Below are 23,140 nucleotides of genomic sequence, written 5' to 3' on the forward strand. Positions count from 1 at the left end.
TTGGAGATTATTTTAAAAGATTAACTAAATAAATCATCCATTTTGACTTCATTTTGAATTAACCCTACATAATTACTAATGTTTTTAACTCCATTAGTTGTGACCATAGTAAACAAAAGTGTTTTTCGTGATTTACTTTTTTGGCTAAAGACATTCATTTTTGATTGAAGTTCATTCGCGTATGACTTTGTTATCTCAAATTCATTAATTGAAAATTTCATTTCACATAAATTAACACACCTATCTTGTCTATCAATTATTAAATCAATTTGAGCGCCAACTTCTCCTTGCTTTGGGTTATAACGCCACATATACTGTTCAGTATGAACTCCCTCAATACCCAATGCAATTTTTAGTTGTTTAATATGCTTCATACAAATACTTTCAAATGCATATCCACTCCAACTAATCCAAGATGGTTTTTGAGAAAATTTCGCCCAACTACCAGGACCTTTTATCTTTCCTTGTTCAATAAATTTGGTATAAAAAAGTGTGTACTCATCAACTAACTTATAAATAGAATCCTTAGCCATTTTACCATAAGGTATAAATATTTCAATGAATCCAGACTCGGAAAGCTCTTCTAATATTTGAGAAGTTCCACCTCCAGATTTTAAATGACAAGTTGCAATGATCTCATTTCTTGAAAGTCCATTACGCTGTTTTGCTAATGCTTTAATAACTTTCATATGATTAACAGCACCATCAAATAAAGAATTAAATAAATTTTTGAACTCATCATTCAAGAACCCATCTTTCGTAAAACAAACTCTGTCAATCGCTTGCATAGCACTTTCACCCTTCTCTACCATTTTTAAATAGTGAGGCACACCACCCATCACCATATAGAGTTGAACTAATTGATATCGATCCAATTTAATTTTCCTTCCCTTTAAAAATTGTTCTGCTTCACCTAATGTGAAAGGCATAAGTCGTATTTTTCTTGTAACTCTATTATGTAAGCCGCCTTTATTATTAATCACATTTTTAATCATCCAGGCTGCAGCCGATCCACAAATGACTATTACTATATTCTTTTCCTTGGAGGCCCACATATTCCAAAAGTTTTCAAATGCTTGCATAAAACCTGATCTTGGAGTATGTAGCCATGGGAATTCATCTATAAATATTACTTTCTTTTCATTTTTTATAAGAGGCTTTATATATTCTATAAGCAAAGTAAAAGCTTGAGTCCAATTTGAGGGTGTAGTAATTGGGAAACCAGTTGCCCGAGACATTGCATTACCAAATACTTCTAATTGTTGATTTAATGTGGCATTATGTACACCAGATAATTCAAATAGTAATTGTTTCTCGTATGCATTTCGTATTAAATAAGTTTTACCGATTCTGCGGCGTCCATATATCGCAAGCAGCTCAGGATCGCTTGATTCAATTATTTTTTTCAGCTGTTTTTGCTCGAGTTCCCTACCTACTATTTTTTCCATTTTGGGAATTTAAAATTTTATCTATCGAATATATTCTGCCAAATCTATGAAATTTAATACGATTTGGCGAGATAAGAATAAGATATATTCTGCCAAATTAACAAAAAAAAGTAGGTTTTGGCGAAATATACTTTCAGTATATTTTTTCGACCATTTTTATTTTGCCATCCCTCGGGGCCCAGCGCATAAAAAAACAGTCCCGAAAAATTCGAGACTGTTCAAACTATTAAGAAAAATTCTTACAGCTGCACTGCGCCCTCTACCAACACGGTAGCTTTGTTGTTGATTACTTCAACAAAACCACTTTGAATAGAATAGCTTTCAACTTCTTTTTTATCCTTTAAAATCTTAAGGTTACCCTTACCCAAGGCACTCACCAATGGAGCGTGCTTATCAAGTATTTCGAATAAACCAGTTATACCAGGCAATTGTACACCGTACACTTCGCCACTGTATAATTTTTTCTCAGGAGTTAATATTTCTAAAATCATAAATTATCCTTTTGCAGCTTCCATCATTTTCTTACCCTTTTCCATTGCATCTTCTAGTGTACCCACTAAGTTAAATGCAGCTTCAGGATACTCATCCACTTCCCCGTCCATAATGGCATTGAAACCTTTAATGGTATCTTCGATGCTAACGAATACCCCCTTAAGACCAGTGAACTGTTCAGCAACGTGGAAAGGCTGAGATAAGAAACGTTGTACTTTACGAGCACGTTGTACAGTCATTTTATCTTCTTCGCTCAATTCATCCATACCAAGGATGGCAATGATATCTTGAAGTTCCTTGTAACGCTGTAAAATCAATTTTACACGGTTAGCAGTATCATAATGCGCATCACCTACGATAGCAGGAGTTAAGATACGAGAAGTAGAATCCAATGGATCCACCGCAGGGTAGATACCTAAGTCGGCAATCTTACGGCTTAATACAGTTGTAGCATCTAAGTGAGCGAAAGTAGTTGCAGGAGCAGGGTCAGTCAAGTCATCCGCAGGTACGTAAACCGCCTGAACAGAAGTGATAGAACCATTCTTAGTAGAAGTAATACGCTCTTGCATCAATCCCATTTCAGTAGCAAGGGTTGGTTGGTAACCTACCGCAGAAGGCATACGACCTAATAATGCAGATACCTCAGAACCAGCTTGTGTGAAACGGAAGATATTATCAACAAAGAACAAAATGTCCTTACCTTTTCCAGTACCATCTCCATCACGGAAATATTCCGCAATAGTTAAACCACTCAAAGCCACACGAGCACGTGCACCTGGAGGTTCGTTCATTTGACCAAATACGAAAGTAGCTTTAGAATCTTTTAATCCTTCCATATCTACTTTAGACAAATCCCATCCACCTTCTTCCATGCTATGTTTGAAGTCTTCACCATATTTCATGATACCCGCTTCAATCATCTCACGCAATAAGTCGTTACCCTCACGCGTACGCTCACCCACACCAGCAAATACAGAAAGACCACCGTGACCTTTCGCAATATTGTTGATCAATTCTTGGATCAATACGGTTTTACCTACACCCGCACCACCGAACAAACCAATCTTACCACCCTTTGCATAAGGCTCAATCAAGTCGATTACCTTAATACCAGTAAATAAGATTTCAGTTGCAGTACTTAAGTTTTCGAACAATGGTGGCTTATTGTGAATAGGACGACCATTTACTTTACTTAATTGAGGAAGACCATCAATAGCGTCACCAGTTACGTTAAACAAACGACCGTTGATACCTTCACCAATCGGCATTGCAATTGGAATACCAGTATCCACTACTGCCATGCCTCTTACTAGACCTTCGGTTCCGTCCATCGCAATGGTACGTACACTGTCTTCGCCTAAGTGCTGTTGCACTTCTAAAACGAGCTTATCGCCGTTTTCTTTGGTTATTTCTAAAGCATTGTAGATTTCAGGCAATGCGCTGTCCTGAAAATGAACGTCTACAACCGCACCAATAATTTGTTTAATCTTCCCTGTTGTTGCCATAAATGGTTGATTTGGCCGCAAAGGTAAGGGTAAGGAGCAAAAAAAGCGAGGGAACTAGCCCTTTTTTTTCTTGAATAGTGAAAACAAGGACTGGGCAACCGGAACCAGTTTTAAAATATTCCAAGCACCGCTAAGGGTAGCCGTATTTAAAATAGCAGGAACAATGGCGCCAGAAGCCTGTTTAAACAACTGTCCAGGAATTTTTCCCGCCATATCAGCCAATTCTTTTTCCTGATTGGCTACCTGCCCTTTCAGTTGTTCCATGGCCTGCAGCAGGTCGGCTTGGTTTTTAATAGGAGGTTGAATAAAACGGGGCATTATTTAAATAAATTTTTTATGAGGGAATCCACCACCAAGGCAGCCAGTTTTTTACGGAATAAGATCAGCACCAATAAAAGAACAAGAAAAAATGCAGCTACATACCCAAATCCCTTCACTAAGCTACCTGTGAGATCGGTTAAATAATAGGCAGCCATAATCCCCCCAAAAACCAATACAAAAGCAAAAATGGTCGCTAGCAGGACGATTATAACCGCCGAAGCCATTTTGTGGCTTAGTTTCTGCGTCACTTGCATTTTAGCCAGGAGGATTCGATTCTCGATATAAGCTTCCAATTCCGCTTTGGCATTACCAAAAAAATTGTCCGATTCAGGCATATTCCAATTCTTTAAGAGAGGCTTAAGCCTCCGCAATTTTTTGTTCTAATTCTTTTACCAAATTTTTGGCTTTAGCCAGCAGCTCATCCACCCCTTCTTTAGCATTATCATAGCCTTCGTGCATCTCTTCTTTTAAATGATCAGCATCAATATTTAAATCGGCTAAAAGTGCTTTCCCCTTTTCAGAATTCAAGTATAAAGCCAGTGCGGTTCCGGCCAGCGCACCCAGCAATAATCCCGAAATGAATTTACTGTTATCGCTCATAAATAATACATTTGATACAAGTTACGAAAAATGCATCAAGAACATAAAATAAACCGCTACATCTTCTTAGGAGTGATTCTCATTTTTGCAGGGTTCCTTTTTTACACTTTGCAACAATTTTTCACCGCTTTTTTAGCTGCAGTATTGTTTTATGTACTCAGCAAACCATCTGTAGAAATATTGGTGAAGAAAAAAAGATGGAAAAAATCTGCAGCAGCCGCATTGGTGATTGTAGTCTCCTTCTTTATCATACTATTACCATTTTCTTTATTGGCAGGAATGCTCTACAATAAAGCGTTATTAATAGCAGGCAATACAGACGCGTTTTTAGAGCCATTAAAAGCCTTGGATAAAAAACTACAAACCGACTATCATTTTCAATTATTGTCAGAAAAAAATCTTTCTGGATTAGAAGGATATTTCACCAATTTCATCAGCAACTTATTAAACCAAGGATTAAACCTGCTCAGTTCAATTGGTATGATGTATTTCATATTATTTTTCATGATTACCAACTTGAATAGAATGGAAGCAGCCATCGTATTTTACTTGCCGTTTAAGCGAGAAAAAATTATGTTGTTTGCCAATGAATTGCATGCACAAACAGTAAGCAATGCTGTGGGTGTTCCATTGATTGCGATTATACAAGGTGGCTTGGCATGGGTATATTTTTTATGGGTAGATTTAAGCCAACCCGGATTCTGGGCCGTTCTAACTGGCTTATCTTCTATCATTCCAATAGTAGGCGCAGGATTGATTTGGGTACCTATCAGTATTTATTTAATGGCAAATGTGGGTATTGCAGAAGGAGTAGGATTAATTGCCTGGGGTTCTTTATTAATGGGAGTAATGGACAATGTAGTTCGATTTGTACTCGCTAAAAAAATGGCCGATGTACATCCATTGGTAACCCTCTTAGGCGTAATCATGGGATTAAAATATTTTGGTATTACGGGTTTAATCTTTGGCCCGTTATTGATTTCCTATTTCTTAATTCTGTTGAAAATTTATTATCAAGAATTTCAGCATACACCTACCGTAATGAAGAAAAAACGCGTGATTAAAACGCAGTTTAAATTGCCGTTTTTAAAATAAAGCATTGCACCTAAGTGCTTGTTTACACGTTGCGCAATTTTACTGAATGAAATTATAGATGAAACCCGCAGCTAAAGCGCCTAAAATTGGTCCAGCTATTGGCACCCAAGCATAGCCCCAATCGGAAGAGGACTTATTGGTCATGGGCAAAATAAAGTGCATAATACGCGGACCCAAATCACGTGCTGGGTTGATGGCATATCCTGTGGGTCCGCCAAAACTCAAGCCAATTGCAAGCACTACTAATGCTACAGGCAATGCATCCAGCGAACCGAGGCTGCTATTAGATTTGGTAATAAATAAAATAGCCAACATAAAAATAAACGTAGCTAAAAATTCGGTCATGAAATTTTGAATAGGATTCCGAATAGCAGGATCGGTGCAAAAGCAAGCACGCTGTGTAAGCCCGTCAGCTGTTGTATTAAAATGATCTTTGTATATGATAAACACGGCTAATTGACCTAGCATAGCACCTAATAATTGCGCCAATAAATATTGTGGCACCAAGCTCCAATCAAATTTACCCATCGATGCTAAACCAATGGTAACTGCTGAATTTAAATGTGCCCCACTAACGCCCGCTGTAATGTACACCGCCATGAACACCGCCATGCTCCAACCAAACGTAATGGCAATTAGTCCACCATTGTTACCCTTGGTTTTGTGTAAGACCACATTGGCCACTACCCCATTACCAAAAGCAATGATGTAAGCAGTTCCTAATAATTCTGCGATAAATGCATTCATGGTTTGAATTTAATGAATAATGTATTGTTGTGCTAATTGAATAAATGATTGCAATTGTGCTTCTCTTTCTTCGTTGGTCCAATTTAATTCTTTTTGTAAAATAGCAGCCACAGAAGGCGCTAATGTAATAGCGGCTCGGGCATCTAGAAAGAGTAGCCTGTTGCGGCGCGCAAGAAAATCTTCCACGGTTCGGACATATTTGCAGCGCGCCGCAACCACCACGTCCACTACACGAATGGCGTAAGCAATATCGCGAAACGCGGCATATTCATGATTTAAATAATTCCCCAACAACGGTTCGTCAATGGTCAATTGCGCCGCTAAATCTCTAGCAGCCCCTAAATCGCCAATGTGCAAATCTTTGGTAATACATTTTTTCGCACCAGTTGTCGTTTCTGATTTCGAGTTCGATTTTGCGCTTCGAGGAGCCCCGTCTAGCTTAGCCACAAACACCGCATTATTCACCGCGTCTTCGGCCATCTTTCGATAAGTGGTCCACTTGCCACCAGTAATGGTAACCATGCGGCTTTGCGATACTACCAAAGTATGATCGCGAGACAACAAAGAAGAAATATTGGAACTAGCCGACTTAACTAAAGGACGAAGCCCCACAAAAACACTGAGCACATCTTCTTTAGTGATGGGCTCATTCGTATAACGATTAAAATGTTCTAAGATAAAATGAATTTCCTCCGCTAGAGGCAACGGCTCGGCATCAATATGATCCACATGCGTATCAGTAGTACCCACTACTACTTTATCTTGCCAAGGCACTGCAAAAAGTACACGACCATCATCTGTCTTCGGAATCATCATGGCATTCACCCCTCTGAAAAATTTAGACTCAACCACTAAGTGAATGCCCTGCGAAGGATAAACTAATGTATCTGCATTTGGATCATCCATTTGCAATACTGCATCCGTGAAAACGCCCGTTGCGTTAATGACAGATTTGCATGAAACTGTCCGTTTAGCCGCTGCCAGCGTATCTTCCAGCTCTACTCCCACAATAACACCGTTCTCTTTAATAAAACCAACCGCTTTGGTATAATTCAAAACAGTAGCCCCATAACACTCCGCAGTATTTGCTAAAGCAATACAGAGTTCCGCATCATTAAACTGCCCATCGTAGTATAAAATACCACCCACTACTTTTGTAGGATTGATATTGGGCAATAATTCCAAGGTTTTTTTGCGAGAAAGCAAACGTGTTTTACCCAATGATAATTTGCCCGATAATACATCGTACAACATTAAACCAGCACTATAATACAACTTTTCCCAAAGGCTAAAAACAGGTACTATAAAGGGTTGTACGCGAGTAAGATGCGGCGCATTTTTGAGTAACCTACCCCGCTCGGCTAACGCCTCGCGCACCAATTTAATATTCCCCTGTGCCAGGTACCGCACACCACCATGCACCAATTTAGTGGAACGACTAGAAGTGCCTTTCCCAAAATCATGCTGTTCAATAAGTAAAGTCTTGTACCCGCGCGAAGCCGCATCTACTGCGGAACCCAGGCCAGTAGCCCCGCCGCCAATGATTACAATGTCGTATGTATGATTATCCATTCTATTTTATCGCTCATAAACATATGATTTATCAATCAAAAGAGCACTTAAATGATTGATAAATTGAATGATAAAATCTACTTCAAGTATATTTTCTCGCCAATAATATAAATTCATACGCCTCGACAGAGAACTATTTAGCAAATGAGCTCCAATCTCAGATGCTTTGTCCCATTAGAGCAGGAGCCATTTTACCTACCAAAGGCTTACCTAAAAAATTGCAGCTCTTTTCGCAATTAAATCAATGTATGCTTTCTTAGCAACTTCCTGCAAGTAGGATTTCTCAATTAGATATGTTGCATTCACTAACCAAGGTTTTAATTTTATATAAACAGATCCAATCTGTTTTTCCTTAAGTTCTAAAACTTCACCCAATCGATCAAAATAAGCCTTATTAAAATTTTTCTTCTTACCGCCTAATTTCAAAGCAGTATCATCCTGATCTTTTGGTAGAATGATTTTAACATTGATTAAATCATATGCAGGTGATAAAGTCCAACCGTAATCACCTAAAATCATGGAAAAATTTTTTAAGTGCATATCGTTATTACCAATGATAAAATTAAAAACAGCTAGTTCAAAAAAAAGGAGTTTATCCATTAACGTGTTAACAGATAATTCGCCTACTTTTTTTCCCAACATTTCCAAAGTACCAAGGTATTTATGTTCTAATTCTAAGATCTGTAAAAAATCAAGCATATGAATTTTAACTCCATTCGCTTTTCGATCAATGCGTTTGGTTATATAACACAATTCGCCTGAAGCCAGTCGGATTAAACTAGAAGGAACAACATTTATCTTAAAAAGCGCTGCCAGTTTCATAGACAGATGCTCATTCTCCGGCATCTGACTATATAATGCATTTGGCGGCTTTAAAATATAATTTCCATCCAACGCATTCAAAATGGTCAACCGATTTACCTGATCATTTTGCAACTTCTCTTTTATCCAACCCAATGACAGTTTAGGCTGCACCCCTGGAACTGTAATGGATAAATCAACAATATTTTTTGCTAATTTTTCCATTTCATCTAATCGGTATGGAAGCTTAGGTGCAACAGTAATCCCAAAAAATTTTTTACTACAAGCGGCATGATAATCGGCAGCAACTGTAGCTTCTAATTCATCATAACAATAAAGACATTTACGCATCAATTGATTCTTTTATTGGATGAACACTCACTGCACCAATTGTATTTTGACAGCAAGCCAATAATAGTCCCATGCGATCCAACTTATTAATCTTCCAACTCTCCGATGCTATATTCAATAACCAACCCTCTGGAATGAGCCCATCAAAAAAGGGAAATAATCTTTTACTTACATAGGGTTGTTTACGAACAGGCATATTAAAACTGACAAACAAATCAGGATGATTTTTTACATGCATTTCACTATAGGTAAATTCGTATTCACCATTATCCAACTCTTTCAAAATACCGCATTCTACATGGTTGTATTTAATAATCGCTTGTCTCATGTATTTACTTTTCACTAACAGGACCTACAGTATGTCCAAACATTTTTAATACTTGGTTTACGCTAGATAAGTTTAGATTTTCCTTCCCTTGTTCAATTTTTCTAATGACCACCAATGCCACCCCTGCACTCAAGGCAAATTCTTCTTGGGTCAGCTTTAATTGCTTTCTTCTTTTCTTGACAAAATCGGCAATGGGATTCATTTTATATTCTTTTGAATATAAAAGTAGTTATTTTTATTAAATTATATGCTTTTAGATACAATTAAATAAATATCACCAGATTTATATCTAATTAAGTATAAAATACGCCCTAATAACTCATCGCAGCCCCCACCGCTTTGGCCCAACCAGCTGCTAACGCATCGCGTGATGCCAACGCCATCGAAGGTTCAAAAACACGATCTTTTTCCCAAATGCTTTGAATCTCGGAAACAGAGCTCCAAAAGCCAACGGCCAATCCCGCCAAATATGCTGCACCCAATGCAGTAGTCTCCACCGTAGTAGGACGCACCACTGAAGTTTGCAATAAATCAGCTTGAAATTGCATGAGCATATTGTTCACAGTTGCACCTCCATCTACGCGCAATTCTTTAATGGAAATACCTGAATCTGCTTCCATGGCTTTGAGTACATCCATGGTTTGAAAAGCAATACTCTCCACTGCAGCACGTGCAATATGTGCACTAGTAGTACCACGCGTAATACCTACAATCGTACCACGCGCGTGTTGATTCCAATAAGGCGCACCCAATCCTGCAAAAGCAGGCACCACATATACCCCATCGGCCGAAGACACTTCGCCAGCAAGGGTTTCAATCTCTGCAGAAGTCCGAATAATTTTCAAACCATCCCGCAACCATTGCACCACAGCACCTGCAATAAACACCGAACCTTCCAATGCATAATGCGTAACCCCATTCACTTGCCAAGCAATCGTAGTAAGCAATTGATTGGTAGACGAAACTGATTTTTCACCCGTGTTCATCAACATAAAACAACCTGTACCATAAGTGTTTTTCACCATCCCAGGCTGCGTACATTGTTGCCCAAATAAAGCCGCTTGTTGATCACCCGCAATACCTGCAATTGGCACAGGATGAGAAGTCAAAATACTTTGTGTAGTGCCATAAATTTCACTAGAACTTTTTACCAGAGGGAGCATAGCTGCCGGGATATCAAAAAGTTCGAGTAAATCTTGATCCCACTGTAAATCATGAATATTATACAACATCGTACGCGATGCATTCGACACATCGGTTACATGCACTTGCCCATTCGTTAATTTCCAAACCAACCAACTATCAATGGTGCCCATTAATAATTCACCCTTCACAGCACGCTCCCGCGCGCCCGCCACATTGTCTAATATCCATTTTACTTTGGTAGCAGAAAAATAAGCATCAACAATTAATCCTGTTTTTTCTTGAATCAATTTTGCATGACCCGCTGTTTTTAATTGATCACAATAATCAGCCGTTCTACGGTCTTGCCAAACAATGGCATTGTACACAGGGATGCCTGTTTTTTTATCCCATACAACAGTTGTTTCGCGTTGATTGGTAATGCCAATTGCAGCAATATTTTGAATGCTCAAACCCGCTTTGGTAATGGCTTCTGCGGCAACCCCTATTTGTGTACTCCAAATTTCATTGGCATCATGCTCAACCCAACCGGGCTGCGGAAATATTTGCGTGAATTCTTTTTGTGCAGTAGAAAAAATGGCACCGTTTTTATCAAATACAATCGCCCTACTACTCGTAGTACCCTGATCAAAAGATAGAATATATTGCTGCATAAATTGCTTTGCAACAAGATAATGAAATTAGTAAGATGAATTACTTAGATCTCAACCAAGGCGTAGGATTCTGTGCAACGCTTTTATCATTCATAATCATGAATAAAATGCCGCCTTCTCCATCAATAGAAGTACCCGACTTACCCAACACAGTACCCGCTTTCACTTTTTGATCACGAGAAACCGCAACAGAAGATAAATTTTTATAGCCCGTAAAATATTTACCATGTTTTACCAGCACAATATTTTCATCTGCTACTTCGCCCGCATAAACCACTTCCCCATCGGCTACGCAACGCACTGGAGAACCAACTGGAACAGCTATTTCTAACCCATCCGATTTTTGCATCAACTTGGTACCCGCATAACTTTGCGTGCCAAATCCCACCGTAACAATACCATTACTCACAGGCCAAGGCAAACGCCCTCGATTATTTTCAAAATTGATCGATAATTCCATGCCCTCAGGCGTAGATTCTAAAGGTGAATAGGTACGATCTTTAGAAGCCGAAGAAACCCCCGTAGCAGGGTCGTTTAAAGTAGGTTTGGGAGGATTAACACTGGCGCTATTATCAGCCCCTGCCCCATTTGCAGCCACCGTGTTACCCGCAGTAGTAGTGGGCTTTGTAGTGGTTGATCCAGCTGCAGGCTTAGTGGTTGTTCCCGCTGCGTTTTTCTTTTCTTGTGCCGCAGCAGCAGCCGCAGCATCTTGAGCTGCTTTTAATTTACGTGCATCTTCTAAAGCTTTCAAACGCTTGGCTTCATCACGTCTCTTTGCTTCTTCAATCTCTCTTCTAATAACCGCATTAATAGCAACCGCAACTTTTTGACGTTGGCTCTCTTTATCGCGAATTTGCTTATTCAATTCTTTCTCTTTACCCTTTAATTGAGCAACTACCTGATCCTGTTCTTTGCGGTCTTCTTCTAAATCAACCAATTGTTTATTCTGCACTTCAAGCGTACTCAAACGTTCTTTTTTATTGTTGCTTAATACACCAATTTTTTCTTGCAATAACTGCTCACTCTTAACAATGGTGCTGGCCTGGGTTTCCCGATTTTGACGGTAACTTTTTAAATAAGTTACCCGCTTCATTGCATCGTTAAAACTACCCGCAGAAAACAAAAAATTTAGATAAGCATAGCTGCTTCTATTTTTATAAGCAAACACAATGCTCTTGGCATATTTTACTTTAAGGGTATCTAGTTCTTTGCGCAAGCGATAAATATCCAACTCATTTAAATAAATGGTTTCATCTAATTGCTTTACTTCTCTATTAATGCTATTAATCAAAGATTCACGCGCATTAATTTTACGCTTGATAATGGCCAATTGTTTCACCGAAGTTTTGGTGTTTTTTTGGGTCTCGCGATACAATTGATTTAACTCGGCCAACTCTTTCTCGATACTCTGTTTTTGTTTTTGTAAATCTTCTCTGTTTTGCGCACTAGCCACCAAGCTACTCAATAGCAGCACTATAAAAAGAGAAAGAATTCGTTTAAACATTGCAGATTTTTAATAAAAAATTGAACTAATTGTTAACTCACTTCACATACATTCCACGCTCAAGATCGAACTAATAACGTTAAATGTTTCCCTAAATTACTTACGCTTGAAATTTTTAGGCACTTCAAAAGCATATTTTAACGGTTCATTTAGGCTGAACTCTTTAAAATCTAGGTTAATATCCAATTTGCTTTTCTCGGCCACCACAATTTTTCTTTGGGTAGCAAACTGGTAAGTACCCATGGGTTGATAGTTGCTAAAGCTGATGGCACAGGTTCTATTCCGCTGAATGTCTACATCATCTAACTTACTGTGCATTACCCTGAAATCGTCGGTAGACAAAGAAATCAAGTGTTTGAAAATATCCCCCACCATTAATACGGAAAAATTTTGCGGCCCATCACGATAAGACACAATATTGGGTGTAATGAAAATAGGATTACCAATCAACAGGTCTTGTAAAGTGTAAAAATCAAAGGGAATTTGAGTGGCTTCCTTCAAGTAGTCAATCGTACGATACTGCACATATTTTTCCCCCACTTTTTTGACCAAAACCACGGAATCTTTGGTAATCTTCACCTGTAAACCCTCCGCAGAAATACCCAAGAACGAACCTCGAATGCGGATATAAATCAAAGAATCTTTCACAATACTTAAATAGCCTGTGTAGTTCTCACTGTTCTCCGCACTCTCGTAATCAATTTTAATTTTGGCATTAAAGGTTTTGAAATTGATGGTATTGGTCACCACTTTCATCATAATACCCCGCACAATACTGGCAGAGTCTACCTTGGGGGTTTCAGTGATCACAACGGTTTGGGTCGTGTCTTTCTTTACAATGGCTTCTTCTATGCTGGCTACTTTCTTGACGGTTTTGCAGCTGGCAAGAATGGTAATTAGCAATACTATTTTAAATATTTTCATTTGTTCAGTTTTACGAGGTGGGATTTGGTAATCTTCGTTAGCTGCAATCTTTATGCGTGGTTTGAAAAATTTGCCTGCAATCTTTTTCTTCGAAAAATCTTAAATGTCAAATTTTTCAAACCACGCATATAAATTAAAATCTCCATCAATTTCCCCAAATCCTCCACATTATAATCTCATCAACTATTTTAAAAATTCATTTTTCAAATGTCCTTCTTACCAGTCAAAATACATGCCCACTTTATCAATTGCACACTCATGAGTCCATTTTGAGCCCATTGTGAGCCCATTGTGCAATTAATGTGCAATTAATGTGCAATATGCCCATATTTAAAGGCTGCAAAGATAACCAAAATCAAATCAGCGTTGTTCGGATGTTTGAGCAGTTTGGAAAGACAGAATTGATGCAGCAGTAGGGTATTTTTCAATAAATAAGTCAAAGAGTCACTGATAAATTAAGATGTCCACCTAATCCAACCTCTATAATTTTTTGGAGGGTTGAAATACGAACATCTTTAATGTCATTCTCAACCTTGGAAATATATGCCTTATTGGTACCGCATTTTTCGGCTAGCTGCTCTTGTGTCAATCCTTTTTCTAGTCTTGCTTCTTGAATCATAGCACCTAGTTTGAAGCTTTCGTAACCTTTATCAAATTTATCTCTTTTAGAAGTACCTTTTTTCCCATATTGCTCTTCAATTAAGAGCGCTAGAGTCTTTGTATTATTTTTTGTTTTCATAATATTCCTCCTTTATTTTTAAAGCTTTGACAATTTCTTGCTTTGGGGTCTTTTGGGTTTTCTTTTGGAACCCATTTACAATTACAACTAATTTACCTTCATCAAAAAAGCAAAAAATTCTAAATATATCATTTGCAAGTTGAACTCTAATTTCATAAAGCCCATCTGTTCCATCCAAATGTTTTAAATATGTCTCAGGAACTTGTTGGACATCCTCAATTAGCAAAAAAGTCCATAAAATTTTATCTTTAACTTTCTGTGATTGCTTCTTTAGGAAATCCTCAAAATAATTTTTAAAGGTTATTATTGTTCGGTATTTTCTTGATTGATACACAATACAAATATACAAAAGTAGCCCAATAAGACAACTTTTTTGACTTATAAATCATTCATTAGGAATGAACATCTTAAATTTAATAGCAAACATGACCAATAATCAACAACATATCATCAAAAAATTACAGTGGATTATCTATCCAATCATTGTGATAATGGTCATTGAATTTTTTACGAAATTTTATCATTACGACCCCTTAGGGGCAACGGAACAAAGCAATCCACTAATCGAGTTTGTTGAAACAGGGCTGATGGTATTGGTTTTGGTCATCGTATCAATAGGGGTGATGGCACTGATGCAACAATATTTCACCAAAGAATTATTCAAATCAAAAAATGCAGTTGACCAAATGGACGCTGTAGACAAGTCCAACGCAGCCAACGCAAAGCTGTTGATGAAAATTGAAGCACCAAAACAAGTAGGGGCAAGTCTTCTTTTGTTGGTGGTTGCCATTGGCTTTTCGGTATTATTGAATATTATACTTTTCTCCCCCCAAAGCATTTTTGATCTCACACAACTCACCCAATTAACCATCCTCGAAAAAATCTTTTTTGGCATCTTTTATATCATCGCCCATTTTTTAGTAATTGTTTTTGGCCAACGATTGTTCAAAGGCATGCCACCCCTATTTATCGCCACGGAAAAAGGATTTTACTATGAGCCCGCAGGAATAGGAAGTGGGTGGATTTTGTGGGAGGATATAGCCGAAGTGAGGGAAACCTCCATTTTGTATGGTTCAGGCACCACTAATGGGCCCGTTCAAATGCCAGTATTAGGCATCAAACTGAAATATCCAGAACAATACAGAGAATCATACGCACCCTTACTGCAACAAGTCGTGAAATTTGGCCAAAAATTCAACAACTACCAAACCGAAGGCGTCGGCGATATTTTACTCCGCCCCTCAGATTTTGGAGACGATTATGAAAAAGTACTGGGGCTTTTTAAATCGAAATGCAAGTTTACCATTGACTATCACAAAATGGCTTAACGCCATTATATTAAAAGTTTATTTACCGTATTTATTCTCTAAATACTTTCGATATTCCTTTTTCTCATCAAATTTTTTAGGCAATTTAACCACCCCTGATAAGCTTTTTACCTTTGGGCTTATTACATAAATGTCGGAAGTCTCAACAAGCTCTTTAAGATAGACTTCAACCAAGTGAGATAAAGATGTTTTATTCTCTTTGGCATAAAACTTTCCCTGTATTATTAACGAACTGTCAATTGATAAAGTCAGTTTCTTTTTCATAATAATATGAGTTGGAACAAATTAGGTTGATAAAGCAATCTGAGTGTAAAAGTAAATTTAAATTCAAGATAACAGATAGCGTTTAAATAATGGGAAAGGGATATTTCAAGGTACTTGCAGATAGATTTTTTGAAATAATCAGAGATTTAGTTTAAGAAATATGTATGGATATTTAAAAACGAGGCATTTAATTTTTGTGAAACAAAAATTAGCTAACGAGTTTTTGAATATCCATACATATATAAATTAGCTAACGAAAATTTGATTTTCCTGCCAAAGAAAAAAATTATACTATTATTCTTTCCCAGTACTCCCAAACCCACCACTACCTCTTGAAGTTTCCTCTAATGAATTGACTTCAACCCACTGAATCAGTTCAACTTTTTGAAGAATCATTTGCGCAATCCGATCCCCAGGCATTATGGTTTGGGGCTCAGCAGATAAATTGATTAAAATCACTTTGATCTCCCCGCGGTAATCGGCATCAATGGTACCAGGGGTATTTAAACAGGTAATGCCTTGCTTAATGGCCAGTCCGCTGCGGGGGCGTATTTGAATTTCGTAACCGAGGGGAATTTCTACAAATAACCCCGTTGGTACTAAACTGCGCTCCATAGAAGCTAAAACCAGTGGTTGTGCCAAAAAAGCACGAATATCCATCCCTGAAGAACCTAGTGTAGCATAGGAAGGCAATTCATTATTCGACTGGTTGATGATCTTAACGTCAATTGGATTCATTGGCATATCCCAAAGGTAATGTATCAGCAAATTACTTAAATTTGCTCCTCTAATAGGCAATCAACATTAATAGGAGCGGATGAGCGGTAAAATATTTCAACAAATAGCAGACAATCAAGTTGAAAATTCGCTATCCCATCAAATGCGTTCTAAGCGCTTCACTTTTTTTAAAGCTTGTTTACAACAATTACCCAAGCCCATTACTATTCTGGATATTGGTGGAACTCACTCTTTTTGGCAATCGATGCAATTTAATGAAGCCGATGTATCCATCATTTTATTAAATTTGGAGGAAGCGCAACAACTGCCCCATCCATTTACATCGGTACAAGGAGATGCAACTGCTTTAACCCAGTTTGCAGACCAATCGATTGATATTGTTTTTTCCAATTCGGTAATAGAGCACTTATTTAATTGGGAAAACCAGCAGAAAATGGCAGCTGAAGTGCTTAGAGTAGGTAAACAACATTTTATACAAACGCCTAATTACTGGTTCCCAATAGAGCCGCATTGGGTGTTCCCCCTGTTTCAATTTCTTCCCCCCATTGTAAAACGTTGGATGACACAACACTTGTCATTGGGCCATATTGGTAAAATAAACAACCCCGAAATGGCCAAGAAACAAGTGGATGAAATCAAATTATTAACCAAGAATGAGCTGGTGCAGTTATTTCCTCAATCGCGCATTTACGAGGAAAAATTTGCAGGTTTTAACAAATCGTTTATTGCTCATTCTTTCAGCGTGTAAAAGGTATTGCCCTAGAATCAATATCTTCACGCCCGATATTATCTATGAAGAAGAGATTGAGTTATTTTCATATAACCCGCTATTTTGCAGACGCATTATCTATTTTTTTAGCTTATGCGGCTACTTTGTTCAGTTTATTCGGGGTTATTGGAGGATTTTTCAACCCACTATTTTTAGGCGTCTCTATTTTTTACTGGTATTTAATCTCCGCTTTTTCCAAACTATACGCCGATAGAAGGTCTAATAAATTTTCAGAGGAAATTGTATTTATCATTTACAATATCATTCTCTTTTTCATTTTAATTTCTGCCTCGCTCTATTTTGTTAAAAGCACTTCCATCTACAATGCAACCTTTTTTGGTATCTACTTAGGATATATGCTCCTATTTGTGTCTGCCACTAAATATTATTTGAGAAAAAATATTCATGCTGCCCTACATGAGGGAAAGTTGTACGACAAAATCTTATTGGTGGGCTCCACTCCATCTGCCAAAAACTATTACGAAACCATTAATAAATATTATTACTACGGCTATAAATGTGCAGGTATTATAGATGATAAACCCACCCAACTCAACGGCAGTAAATACTTTGGTAAAATAGATGCACTTCATCAAGTATTGAAGACAGAGCAGATAGACGAAGTGGTGATTGCATTACCCAATACCGAATACACCAAAATACAACGTTGTATAGAAGTATGCGATTTTCATAAAACCAAAGTGCGCATATTACCCGACTTACAACAGTTTGCCTCCTCAGCGGTAACAGTAGACAATATTGGATTACTTCCTACTATTAGCATCATAGAATTACCCCTAGATAAATGGCAGAATAAATTAATCAAACGCATTTTTGATATTGCTTTTTCCTTATTGGTTTTTTTAACTGTGGGGATTATACTCTTTCCTTTAATAGCACTCCTAATTAAACTAACCAGCCGAGGTTCGGTATTTTTTAAGCAGGAAAGATGGGGATTGAACAACGAAAAAATCATTTGCTATAAGTTCAGGACCATGGTAGCCGAAAGCAAAGACGTAGACCATAATGGCAAATACCAGCAAGCCACCAAAAATGATCCAAGGGTCACTTGGATTGGAAAAATACTGAGAAAGACCAACTTAGACGAACTACCACAGTTTTTAAATGTGCTATTAGGAAATATGTCGGTAGTAGGACCAAGACCCCATCCCACTCCATTGAATATAGAGAGCATGCATACAGTAGACAATTATATGTTACGACATATTGTATTACCGGGCATCAGTGGATGGGCACAAGTAAATGGCTGCAGGGGAGAAACCAAAACCACTAACGAAATGCAGCAAAGAGTCAACTTTGATTTGTATTATATCCATCGCTGGACATTCTGGTTAGATTGTCAAATTATTTTACAAACCATTATCAATATCTTAAGAGGAGACCAAAATGCGTATTAATAAAATTATCCGCAACAGCATTGTGTTGTTGTTTTTACTCGTTCAAATAAATGCACAAGCACAAACTGTTTTTGAAAGTCATCACAGTGAAGTGTATCCCTATTTATACCGAATGGCGCAAAAAGGGTTGATCAATTTTCAAGACATTATTCGGCCTATCAGTAGAATGCAAATCAGCAATGCATTAGACAGTTTAAATAGCAAGCAGGCACAATTGAGTAAGATTGAAAAAGACGAACTCGCATTTTACTTACAAGAATTTAGACCAATAGAAGGAGGGAATGATGATAAGTTTCAGTTCATGAAAAAAGATCCCAATCAGCGACCGCGCTTATTGTTCATCAACAATAAAAACTTTCAATTAAATGCCGATCCATTTGTCAGTTTCATGCAAGTGAGTGGCTCAGGAAAACAATTTAGACGCATCGGAAATGGGATTAATTTTTGGGGACAGAGCAAACGATTTGCCTTTCAATTTTCGTACAGAGATTTTGCCGAGCAAGGCAGAGGGATGGATACTTTTAGGAGTGAAAGCCCAGAGACAGGTATTATCCTCCTAAACAATACAGGCGTAAATAGTAGAACGTTTAATGTAATTAAAACCAATATCAGTTATACCTGGAAGAATGGTAGCATTAGTGTAGGAAACAATCATTTGCTATGGGGCTATGGAGAAAACGGAAGAATTGTATTGTCAGATAGAGCACCCATACAACCCTATATCCGCTTCGATTACAGCCCTTTCAAGTGGTTGCAATTTAACTATGCGCATACTTGGTTAAACTCGAATATAGTAGACAGCAATGCCAGTTACCGATACAATGGTGGCGGTGCAGCAGGTGATTTTAGGGTTCAATTTATTCCAAAATACATGGCTACCCATAGCCTAATTTTTACGCCATTAAAAGGATTAGATATTGCCGTAGGGGAATCCATCGTGTACAGCGATAAAATGGACATCGGGTTTTTAATCCCCATTAATTTTTTCAAAATTTATGACAACAATAGAAGTGTTTACAATATCAATGCGGGATCGAATGGACAATTTTTTGGACAAATCAGTTCAAGGAATCATTTAAAGAATACGCATTTGTATGGATCCATTTTTATTGATGAAATCAGGATCTCTTCTATATTCAATAGCCAAAAAAGTAGGAACCAATTGGGTTATACATTGGGTGCATCAGTAACCGATGCCTTTGTTCATTACTTAACACTTGGTGCAGAATATACCCGTGTAAATAAATTTGTGTATAACAATTTATTGCCTGCGCAAAACTATACCCAGTTTGATTATCCATTAGGTGATTGGATGGGAAATAACTTTGATCGATTAACGCTTACCGCAAAATATACCCCGCTTCCTAGATTAAGAACTTATTTAAGAATGCAGCATATCCGCAAGGGCGGACCAGGTACCGTTTTTGATCAATACAACGCAGAACCACAGCCAAGATTTTTATCTGATTTTCAGAAAACAAGAACCGATTATTTTTTCCAAGTATCATATGAGTGGATCAATAACCTCTACTTCACCGGATCTTATCAGTTCTTGAAACAGACCCTAGCCAATGGGGCAAAAGCCAATAACACAACCATCCAAATTGGAATGAGTTATGGGTTGAGGTAAGCGGTGGGAAGGAATATATTTATTTTTGGTGCAGATTGGTCTGTTATTAGTAAATGGGATGAAAATCTTAGATATTCAACTGGAACAAATAAGGCGGATGTTGAATCTTTTTTACTGTCAATAAAAAATATGATATCATGGTTACAACAATATCTATAAATGACTTAAAGAAAAAGCTCAAGGATATATTCTGTGCAGAAAATAAAGCAAATAGAAAATATTCAGAGATTTGGCTTTCCGATGTTGACTTTGGTGGACTATATCAAAGTGAAAAATTTGTTGTAAATGTCAAAGCCGAACATCAAATCGCCTCTTGCAATGAAGAAATTAAATATATTGTAACCAACTTATTCAAGCAATTGTCTAAAGAAGAATTATCTTTTATATGGCGAGTAGATGTTTACAACTCTGATGAAGAAATACACTGTCAAAGTGAAGATATTCTCATTTACACCACTTTTGATGCCTGTTAATTTTTTCAGCACTCTGTAAATCACATATATATATATTATTACACAAAATGAGAGTGATTAAAATAAATATTGAAAAAACTAAAGATCAGTACACCGCATATGCAGAAAATGTTACTGGAATTTATGGTGGCGGAGATACTGTTGTTGAAGCAAAGGAGTCTATTTTGAAATCAATTCATCTTTTAAAAAAATATAACAATAACAAGGTTCCTAAAATTTTATTATCGGATTACCAGTTTAGTTATAAACTCTTTAAAGTTCAACCAAATGAATTGGGGGATTACGGTGATATAGCGTTTAAATAAACGCTTGGGCTCCATGAGTAAGCGAAAGAACCACTCCATGCCTATTTGCTGCACCCAGCTTGGGGCTTGCCTCACACGATTCGTATGAAAATCGAATGCAGCACCTACTGCAATTAAAAATTTCGTTTGCGTATATTTTTTGAGCTCGTAAGCTAATTTTTCTTGCTTGGGACAACCAATCCCAATCCAAACCATATCGGCACCTGATTGTGTAATTGCATTTCCCAATTGTACCATTTCTGCTTCGGTCATGGGTCTGAACGGGGGACAGAAAGTGCCTACCACATTTTGATTTCCAAACTTCGTAGCAACTGCTTGTTGTAATTCATTGGCTACCCCTTCTCTCCCTCCACAAAAAAAATGTTTAATGGGGAGCGTAGCCGTCGCTTTCATGGTCTCTTTAAAAAAATCGGGCCCATAGCAACGGGCAATTTGTTTAGCCCCCTTCCATTTACCAATCCAAACAATGGGCATACCATCGGGTAAATTGAGCCAGTAGTTTTGCAATATATTTTTGAATGCGGGATCGTTGTGGGCTTCTACTAAACCGTGCGCACCCGAAGCACTGATGCAGTGATTCGGCTGAAGCGCAGCGCCGCTGAATGGTGAGCTAGCGGCTTGACCCGTATCCTCGCACACTTGTAACACTAACTTTACCGCAGCATCAATATCTTGATCAAAAAAGGGAATACCTAGAACTTGTACCAATTGCGCTTATTTTAGATGCTGCTTCAATTGTTGCCGCATAAAAACAAAGTTAAACCACCCACTCGTAAATAAAAAGGCAGTAATCAAAGAAATAATTGCACCAGTAATGCCATAAATAGGCAGGAAGAAATAAGTTAATGCGAGTCCAATCAACCCTTGAATGGTAGAAACCACAGAAGGCCACTTATTCTTTTTAAGAGCTGCTAAAAAAACATTAGGTACATTTTCGATCAGCAATAGTCCTAATAAAATACCATAGCAATTAAACGCCATGAGTGCATCGGCATCTTTCACATCACTCCACCATTTAAAAAAGTATTGCCCAATACTCATAGAAAAAAGCATTACCAAAATAGCCAATCCTACAAAACGCAACACCACTTTCTGATAGGTACGAGCAATTGCTGCCCAATCTTGATTGGCCTGGCTTTTAGATAAGGAAGGAAACATAACCCCTACAAAATTAGTGAGTCCAGCTCTTATCACATCATAAAAACGGGTAATCAATAAGTAATGGGTTACTTGGGTAGGTGGAGCAATGCTGCTGATTAATACAATTTGCGCATTAAATACAATGGCCCCCGCTAATGCAGACTGAAAATACCAAAAACTGTATTGGATATGTTCAACTATTAAGGACCATTTACAATTGGCCCAGGAAAGGTAGAAATCAAATTCTTTTTTAGCGTAGGCAAATAAAAAGAACAGATACACCGTATTTATTAGAGCAGTAGTGATAAACAAATACAAGATAGAACCCGTATGTGCTACCCACCATAGGGCAAGGGCTTCAATGCCTGTTCTAATCATTCTAATAATTCTGCCAACATAAATTTTATTGGCACTCTGAATGATATTATCGAAAAAAAGCGCGAGGAAATTTTGGATAACAATGATCGAAACAAAAAAACTGAGGTAATAAAAATTGGATTCCACTTTTACGAATCCAACCGAGAACAAGATCCAAAATAAAGGAGCGAGTAAGCATAAAGACCCAACGAAAAAGAAGAAAATGGTATTGATTAAAGCGAGGTTATTGGGATGATTGTGAATCAACTTACGCAATAACCCAATATTGAGACCTAAATCAAAAATGGCCGAAAACAAAATCATATTGACCAATACCCCATATTGACTATACTGGGTGGTACCCAATTGTTGCAATAGAATGGGCGTTAATAGCAAAATGGATAAAGCACTAACCGCCTGAGAAATAAAGGTGGTGCTTAAGTTAGAAAGGTATCGGGCATTTAATTGAATGAAATTTTTTATCACCGGCTTACC

General features: G+C 37.7%; 26 protein-coding genes. 6 read left to right on the plus strand and 20 right to left on the minus strand.

Going from position 1 to position 23,140, the window contains the following annotated elements; genetic code table 11:
* Positions 1-20 precede the first annotated feature (20 nt).
* The 6 genes from ACTIEI_RS13545 to ACTIEI_RS13570 form a co-directional block, all read right to left on the minus strand.
* Positions 21-1,448: an AAA family ATPase gene (locus ACTIEI_RS13545; RefSeq protein WP_439506829.1), complete on the minus strand. Its 1,428-nt coding sequence runs from the start codon at positions 1,446-1,448 to the stop codon at positions 21-23.
* Positions 1,449-1,687: 239 nt separating this feature from the next.
* Positions 1,688-1,939, minus strand: a complete 252-nt coding sequence (atpC, locus tag ACTIEI_RS13550; protein ID WP_439506830.1) for an ATP synthase F1 subunit epsilon — start codon at positions 1,937-1,939, stop codon at positions 1,688-1,690.
* 3 nt (positions 1,940-1,942) lie between these two features.
* Positions 1,943-3,445, minus strand: a complete 1,503-nt coding sequence (atpD, locus tag ACTIEI_RS13555; RefSeq protein WP_439506831.1) for a F0F1 ATP synthase subunit beta — start codon at positions 3,443-3,445, stop codon at positions 1,943-1,945.
* Positions 3,446-3,499: 54 nt separating this feature from the next.
* The gene (locus ACTIEI_RS13560) at positions 3,500-3,763 is read right to left on the minus strand and encodes a hypothetical protein (RefSeq protein ID WP_439506832.1); all 264 of its coding nucleotides are present in this window, start codon (positions 3,761-3,763) and stop codon (positions 3,500-3,502) included.
* Positions 3,763-4,101, minus strand: a complete 339-nt coding sequence (locus tag ACTIEI_RS13565; RefSeq protein WP_439506833.1) for a hypothetical protein — start codon at positions 4,099-4,101, stop codon at positions 3,763-3,765. Before ACTIEI_RS13565 ends, ACTIEI_RS13560 begins: the two co-directional genes overlap by 1 nt.
* Before the next feature lie 22 nt (positions 4,102-4,123).
* Positions 4,124-4,366: a YtxH domain-containing protein gene (locus ACTIEI_RS13570; RefSeq protein ID WP_439506834.1), complete on the minus strand. Its 243-nt coding sequence runs from the start codon at positions 4,364-4,366 to the stop codon at positions 4,124-4,126.
* A 30-nt stretch (positions 4,367-4,396) separates the two neighbouring features.
* On the opposite strand from ACTIEI_RS13570, the gene ACTIEI_RS13575 reads away from it, so the two are divergent.
* Positions 4,397-5,461 carry an AI-2E family transporter gene (locus ACTIEI_RS13575; RefSeq protein WP_439506835.1) on the plus strand — a complete coding sequence of 355 codons (1,065 nt, stop codon included), beginning with the start codon at positions 4,397-4,399 and terminating at the stop codon, positions 5,459-5,461.
* 39 nt (positions 5,462-5,500) lie between these two features.
* On the opposite strand, the gene ACTIEI_RS13580 is transcribed toward ACTIEI_RS13575, so the two are convergent.
* From ACTIEI_RS13580 to ACTIEI_RS13625, 10 genes are all read right to left on the minus strand, one after another.
* Complete coding sequence (locus tag ACTIEI_RS13580) at positions 5,501-6,208, minus strand: MIP/aquaporin family protein (RefSeq protein ID WP_439506836.1); 708 nt, start codon at positions 6,206-6,208, stop codon at positions 5,501-5,503.
* Positions 6,209-6,217: 9 nt separating this feature from the next.
* Positions 6,218-7,780, minus strand: a complete 1,563-nt coding sequence (locus tag ACTIEI_RS13585; RefSeq protein WP_439506837.1) for an FAD-dependent oxidoreductase — start codon at positions 7,778-7,780, stop codon at positions 6,218-6,220.
* Positions 7,781-7,990: 210 nt separating this feature from the next.
* The gene (locus ACTIEI_RS13590; protein ID WP_439506838.1) at positions 7,991-8,932 is read right to left on the minus strand and encodes a HipA domain-containing protein; all 942 of its coding nucleotides are present in this window, start codon (positions 8,930-8,932) and stop codon (positions 7,991-7,993) included.
* On the minus strand, positions 8,925-9,260 hold the full coding sequence (locus tag ACTIEI_RS13595; RefSeq protein WP_439506839.1) for a HipA N-terminal domain-containing protein: 336 nt from the start codon (positions 9,258-9,260) through the stop codon (positions 8,925-8,927). The genes ACTIEI_RS13590 and ACTIEI_RS13595 overlap by 8 nt, the downstream gene beginning before the upstream one ends.
* 4 nt (positions 9,261-9,264) lie before the next feature.
* A complete protein-coding gene (locus ACTIEI_RS13600; protein ID WP_439506840.1) occupies positions 9,265-9,462 on the minus strand; it encodes a helix-turn-helix domain-containing protein in 198 nt (65 codons plus the stop codon).
* A gap of 109 nt (positions 9,463-9,571) precedes the next feature.
* Positions 9,572-11,056 (minus strand): glycerol kinase GlpK, encoded by a 1,485-nt coding sequence (gene glpK, locus ACTIEI_RS13605; RefSeq protein WP_439506841.1) that lies wholly within the window; start codon positions 11,054-11,056, stop codon positions 9,572-9,574.
* 40 nt (positions 11,057-11,096) lie between these two features.
* Complete coding sequence (locus ACTIEI_RS13610; protein WP_439506842.1) at positions 11,097-12,560, minus strand: murein hydrolase activator EnvC family protein; 1,464 nt, start codon at positions 12,558-12,560, stop codon at positions 11,097-11,099.
* 96 nt (positions 12,561-12,656) lie between these two features.
* Positions 12,657-13,484 carry a DUF4292 domain-containing protein gene (locus tag ACTIEI_RS13615; RefSeq protein WP_439506843.1) on the minus strand — a complete coding sequence of 276 codons (828 nt, stop codon included), beginning with the start codon at positions 13,482-13,484 and terminating at the stop codon, positions 12,657-12,659.
* 436 nt (positions 13,485-13,920) lie between these two features.
* Entirely contained in the window at positions 13,921-14,223 is a 303-nt protein-coding gene (locus tag ACTIEI_RS13620) for a helix-turn-helix domain-containing protein (RefSeq protein WP_439506844.1), read from the minus strand.
* The gene (locus tag ACTIEI_RS13625; protein WP_439506845.1) at positions 14,207-14,557 is read right to left on the minus strand and encodes a type II toxin-antitoxin system RelE/ParE family toxin; all 351 of its coding nucleotides are present in this window, start codon (positions 14,555-14,557) and stop codon (positions 14,207-14,209) included. Before ACTIEI_RS13625 ends, ACTIEI_RS13620 begins: the two co-directional genes overlap by 17 nt.
* A 64-nt stretch (positions 14,558-14,621) precedes the next feature.
* On the opposite strand from ACTIEI_RS13625, the gene ACTIEI_RS13630 reads away from it, so the two are divergent.
* The gene (locus ACTIEI_RS13630; protein WP_439506846.1) at positions 14,622-15,551 is read left to right on the plus strand and encodes a hypothetical protein; all 930 of its coding nucleotides are present in this window, start codon (positions 14,622-14,624) and stop codon (positions 15,549-15,551) included.
* Positions 15,552-15,569: 18 nt separating this feature from the next.
* On the opposite strand, the gene ACTIEI_RS13635 is transcribed toward ACTIEI_RS13630, so the two are convergent.
* Both ACTIEI_RS13635 and dut read right to left on the minus strand, forming a co-directional pair.
* Positions 15,570-15,815, minus strand: coding sequence for a DUF6364 family protein (locus tag ACTIEI_RS13635; protein WP_439506847.1), 246 nt, complete (start codon positions 15,813-15,815; stop codon positions 15,570-15,572).
* Positions 15,816-16,109: 294 nt separating this feature from the next.
* The gene (gene dut, locus ACTIEI_RS13640; RefSeq protein WP_439506848.1) at positions 16,110-16,559 is read right to left on the minus strand and encodes a dUTP diphosphatase; all 450 of its coding nucleotides are present in this window, start codon (positions 16,557-16,559) and stop codon (positions 16,110-16,112) included.
* Positions 16,560-16,632: 73 nt separating this feature from the next.
* Between dut and ACTIEI_RS13645 the strand changes: the two genes are divergently transcribed.
* From ACTIEI_RS13645 to ACTIEI_RS13660, 4 genes are all read left to right on the plus strand, one after another.
* On the plus strand, positions 16,633-17,301 hold the full coding sequence (locus ACTIEI_RS13645; protein WP_439506849.1) for a methyltransferase domain-containing protein: 669 nt from the start codon (positions 16,633-16,635) through the stop codon (positions 17,299-17,301).
* A 44-nt stretch (positions 17,302-17,345) separates the two neighbouring features.
* Positions 17,346-18,740 (plus strand): undecaprenyl-phosphate glucose phosphotransferase, encoded by a 1,395-nt coding sequence (locus ACTIEI_RS13650; RefSeq protein ID WP_439506850.1) that lies wholly within the window; start codon positions 17,346-17,348, stop codon positions 18,738-18,740.
* Complete coding sequence (locus ACTIEI_RS13655; protein ID WP_439506851.1) at positions 18,730-20,370, plus strand: hypothetical protein; 1,641 nt, start codon at positions 18,730-18,732, stop codon at positions 20,368-20,370. The genes ACTIEI_RS13650 and ACTIEI_RS13655 overlap by 11 nt, the downstream gene beginning before the upstream one ends.
* Before the next feature lie 137 nt (positions 20,371-20,507).
* On the plus strand, positions 20,508-20,843 hold the full coding sequence (locus ACTIEI_RS13660) for a hypothetical protein (RefSeq protein ID WP_439506852.1): 336 nt from the start codon (positions 20,508-20,510) through the stop codon (positions 20,841-20,843).
* Between the two features lie 221 nt (positions 20,844-21,064).
* On the opposite strand, the gene ACTIEI_RS13665 is transcribed toward ACTIEI_RS13660, so the two are convergent.
* Together ACTIEI_RS13665 and ACTIEI_RS13670 are read right to left on the minus strand one after the other, a co-directional pair.
* Positions 21,065-21,856, minus strand: a complete 792-nt coding sequence (locus tag ACTIEI_RS13665; RefSeq protein ID WP_439506853.1) for a WecB/TagA/CpsF family glycosyltransferase — start codon at positions 21,854-21,856, stop codon at positions 21,065-21,067.
* A 6-nt stretch (positions 21,857-21,862) separates the two neighbouring features.
* Positions 21,863-23,131, minus strand: a complete 1,269-nt coding sequence (locus tag ACTIEI_RS13670; protein WP_439506854.1) for a lipopolysaccharide biosynthesis protein — start codon at positions 23,129-23,131, stop codon at positions 21,863-21,865.
* Positions 23,132-23,140: the final 9 nt, after the last annotated feature.

The organism is Sediminibacterium sp., assembly GCF_051860225.1.
Lineage (GTDB): Bacteria > Bacteroidota > Bacteroidia > Chitinophagales > Chitinophagaceae > Sediminibacterium.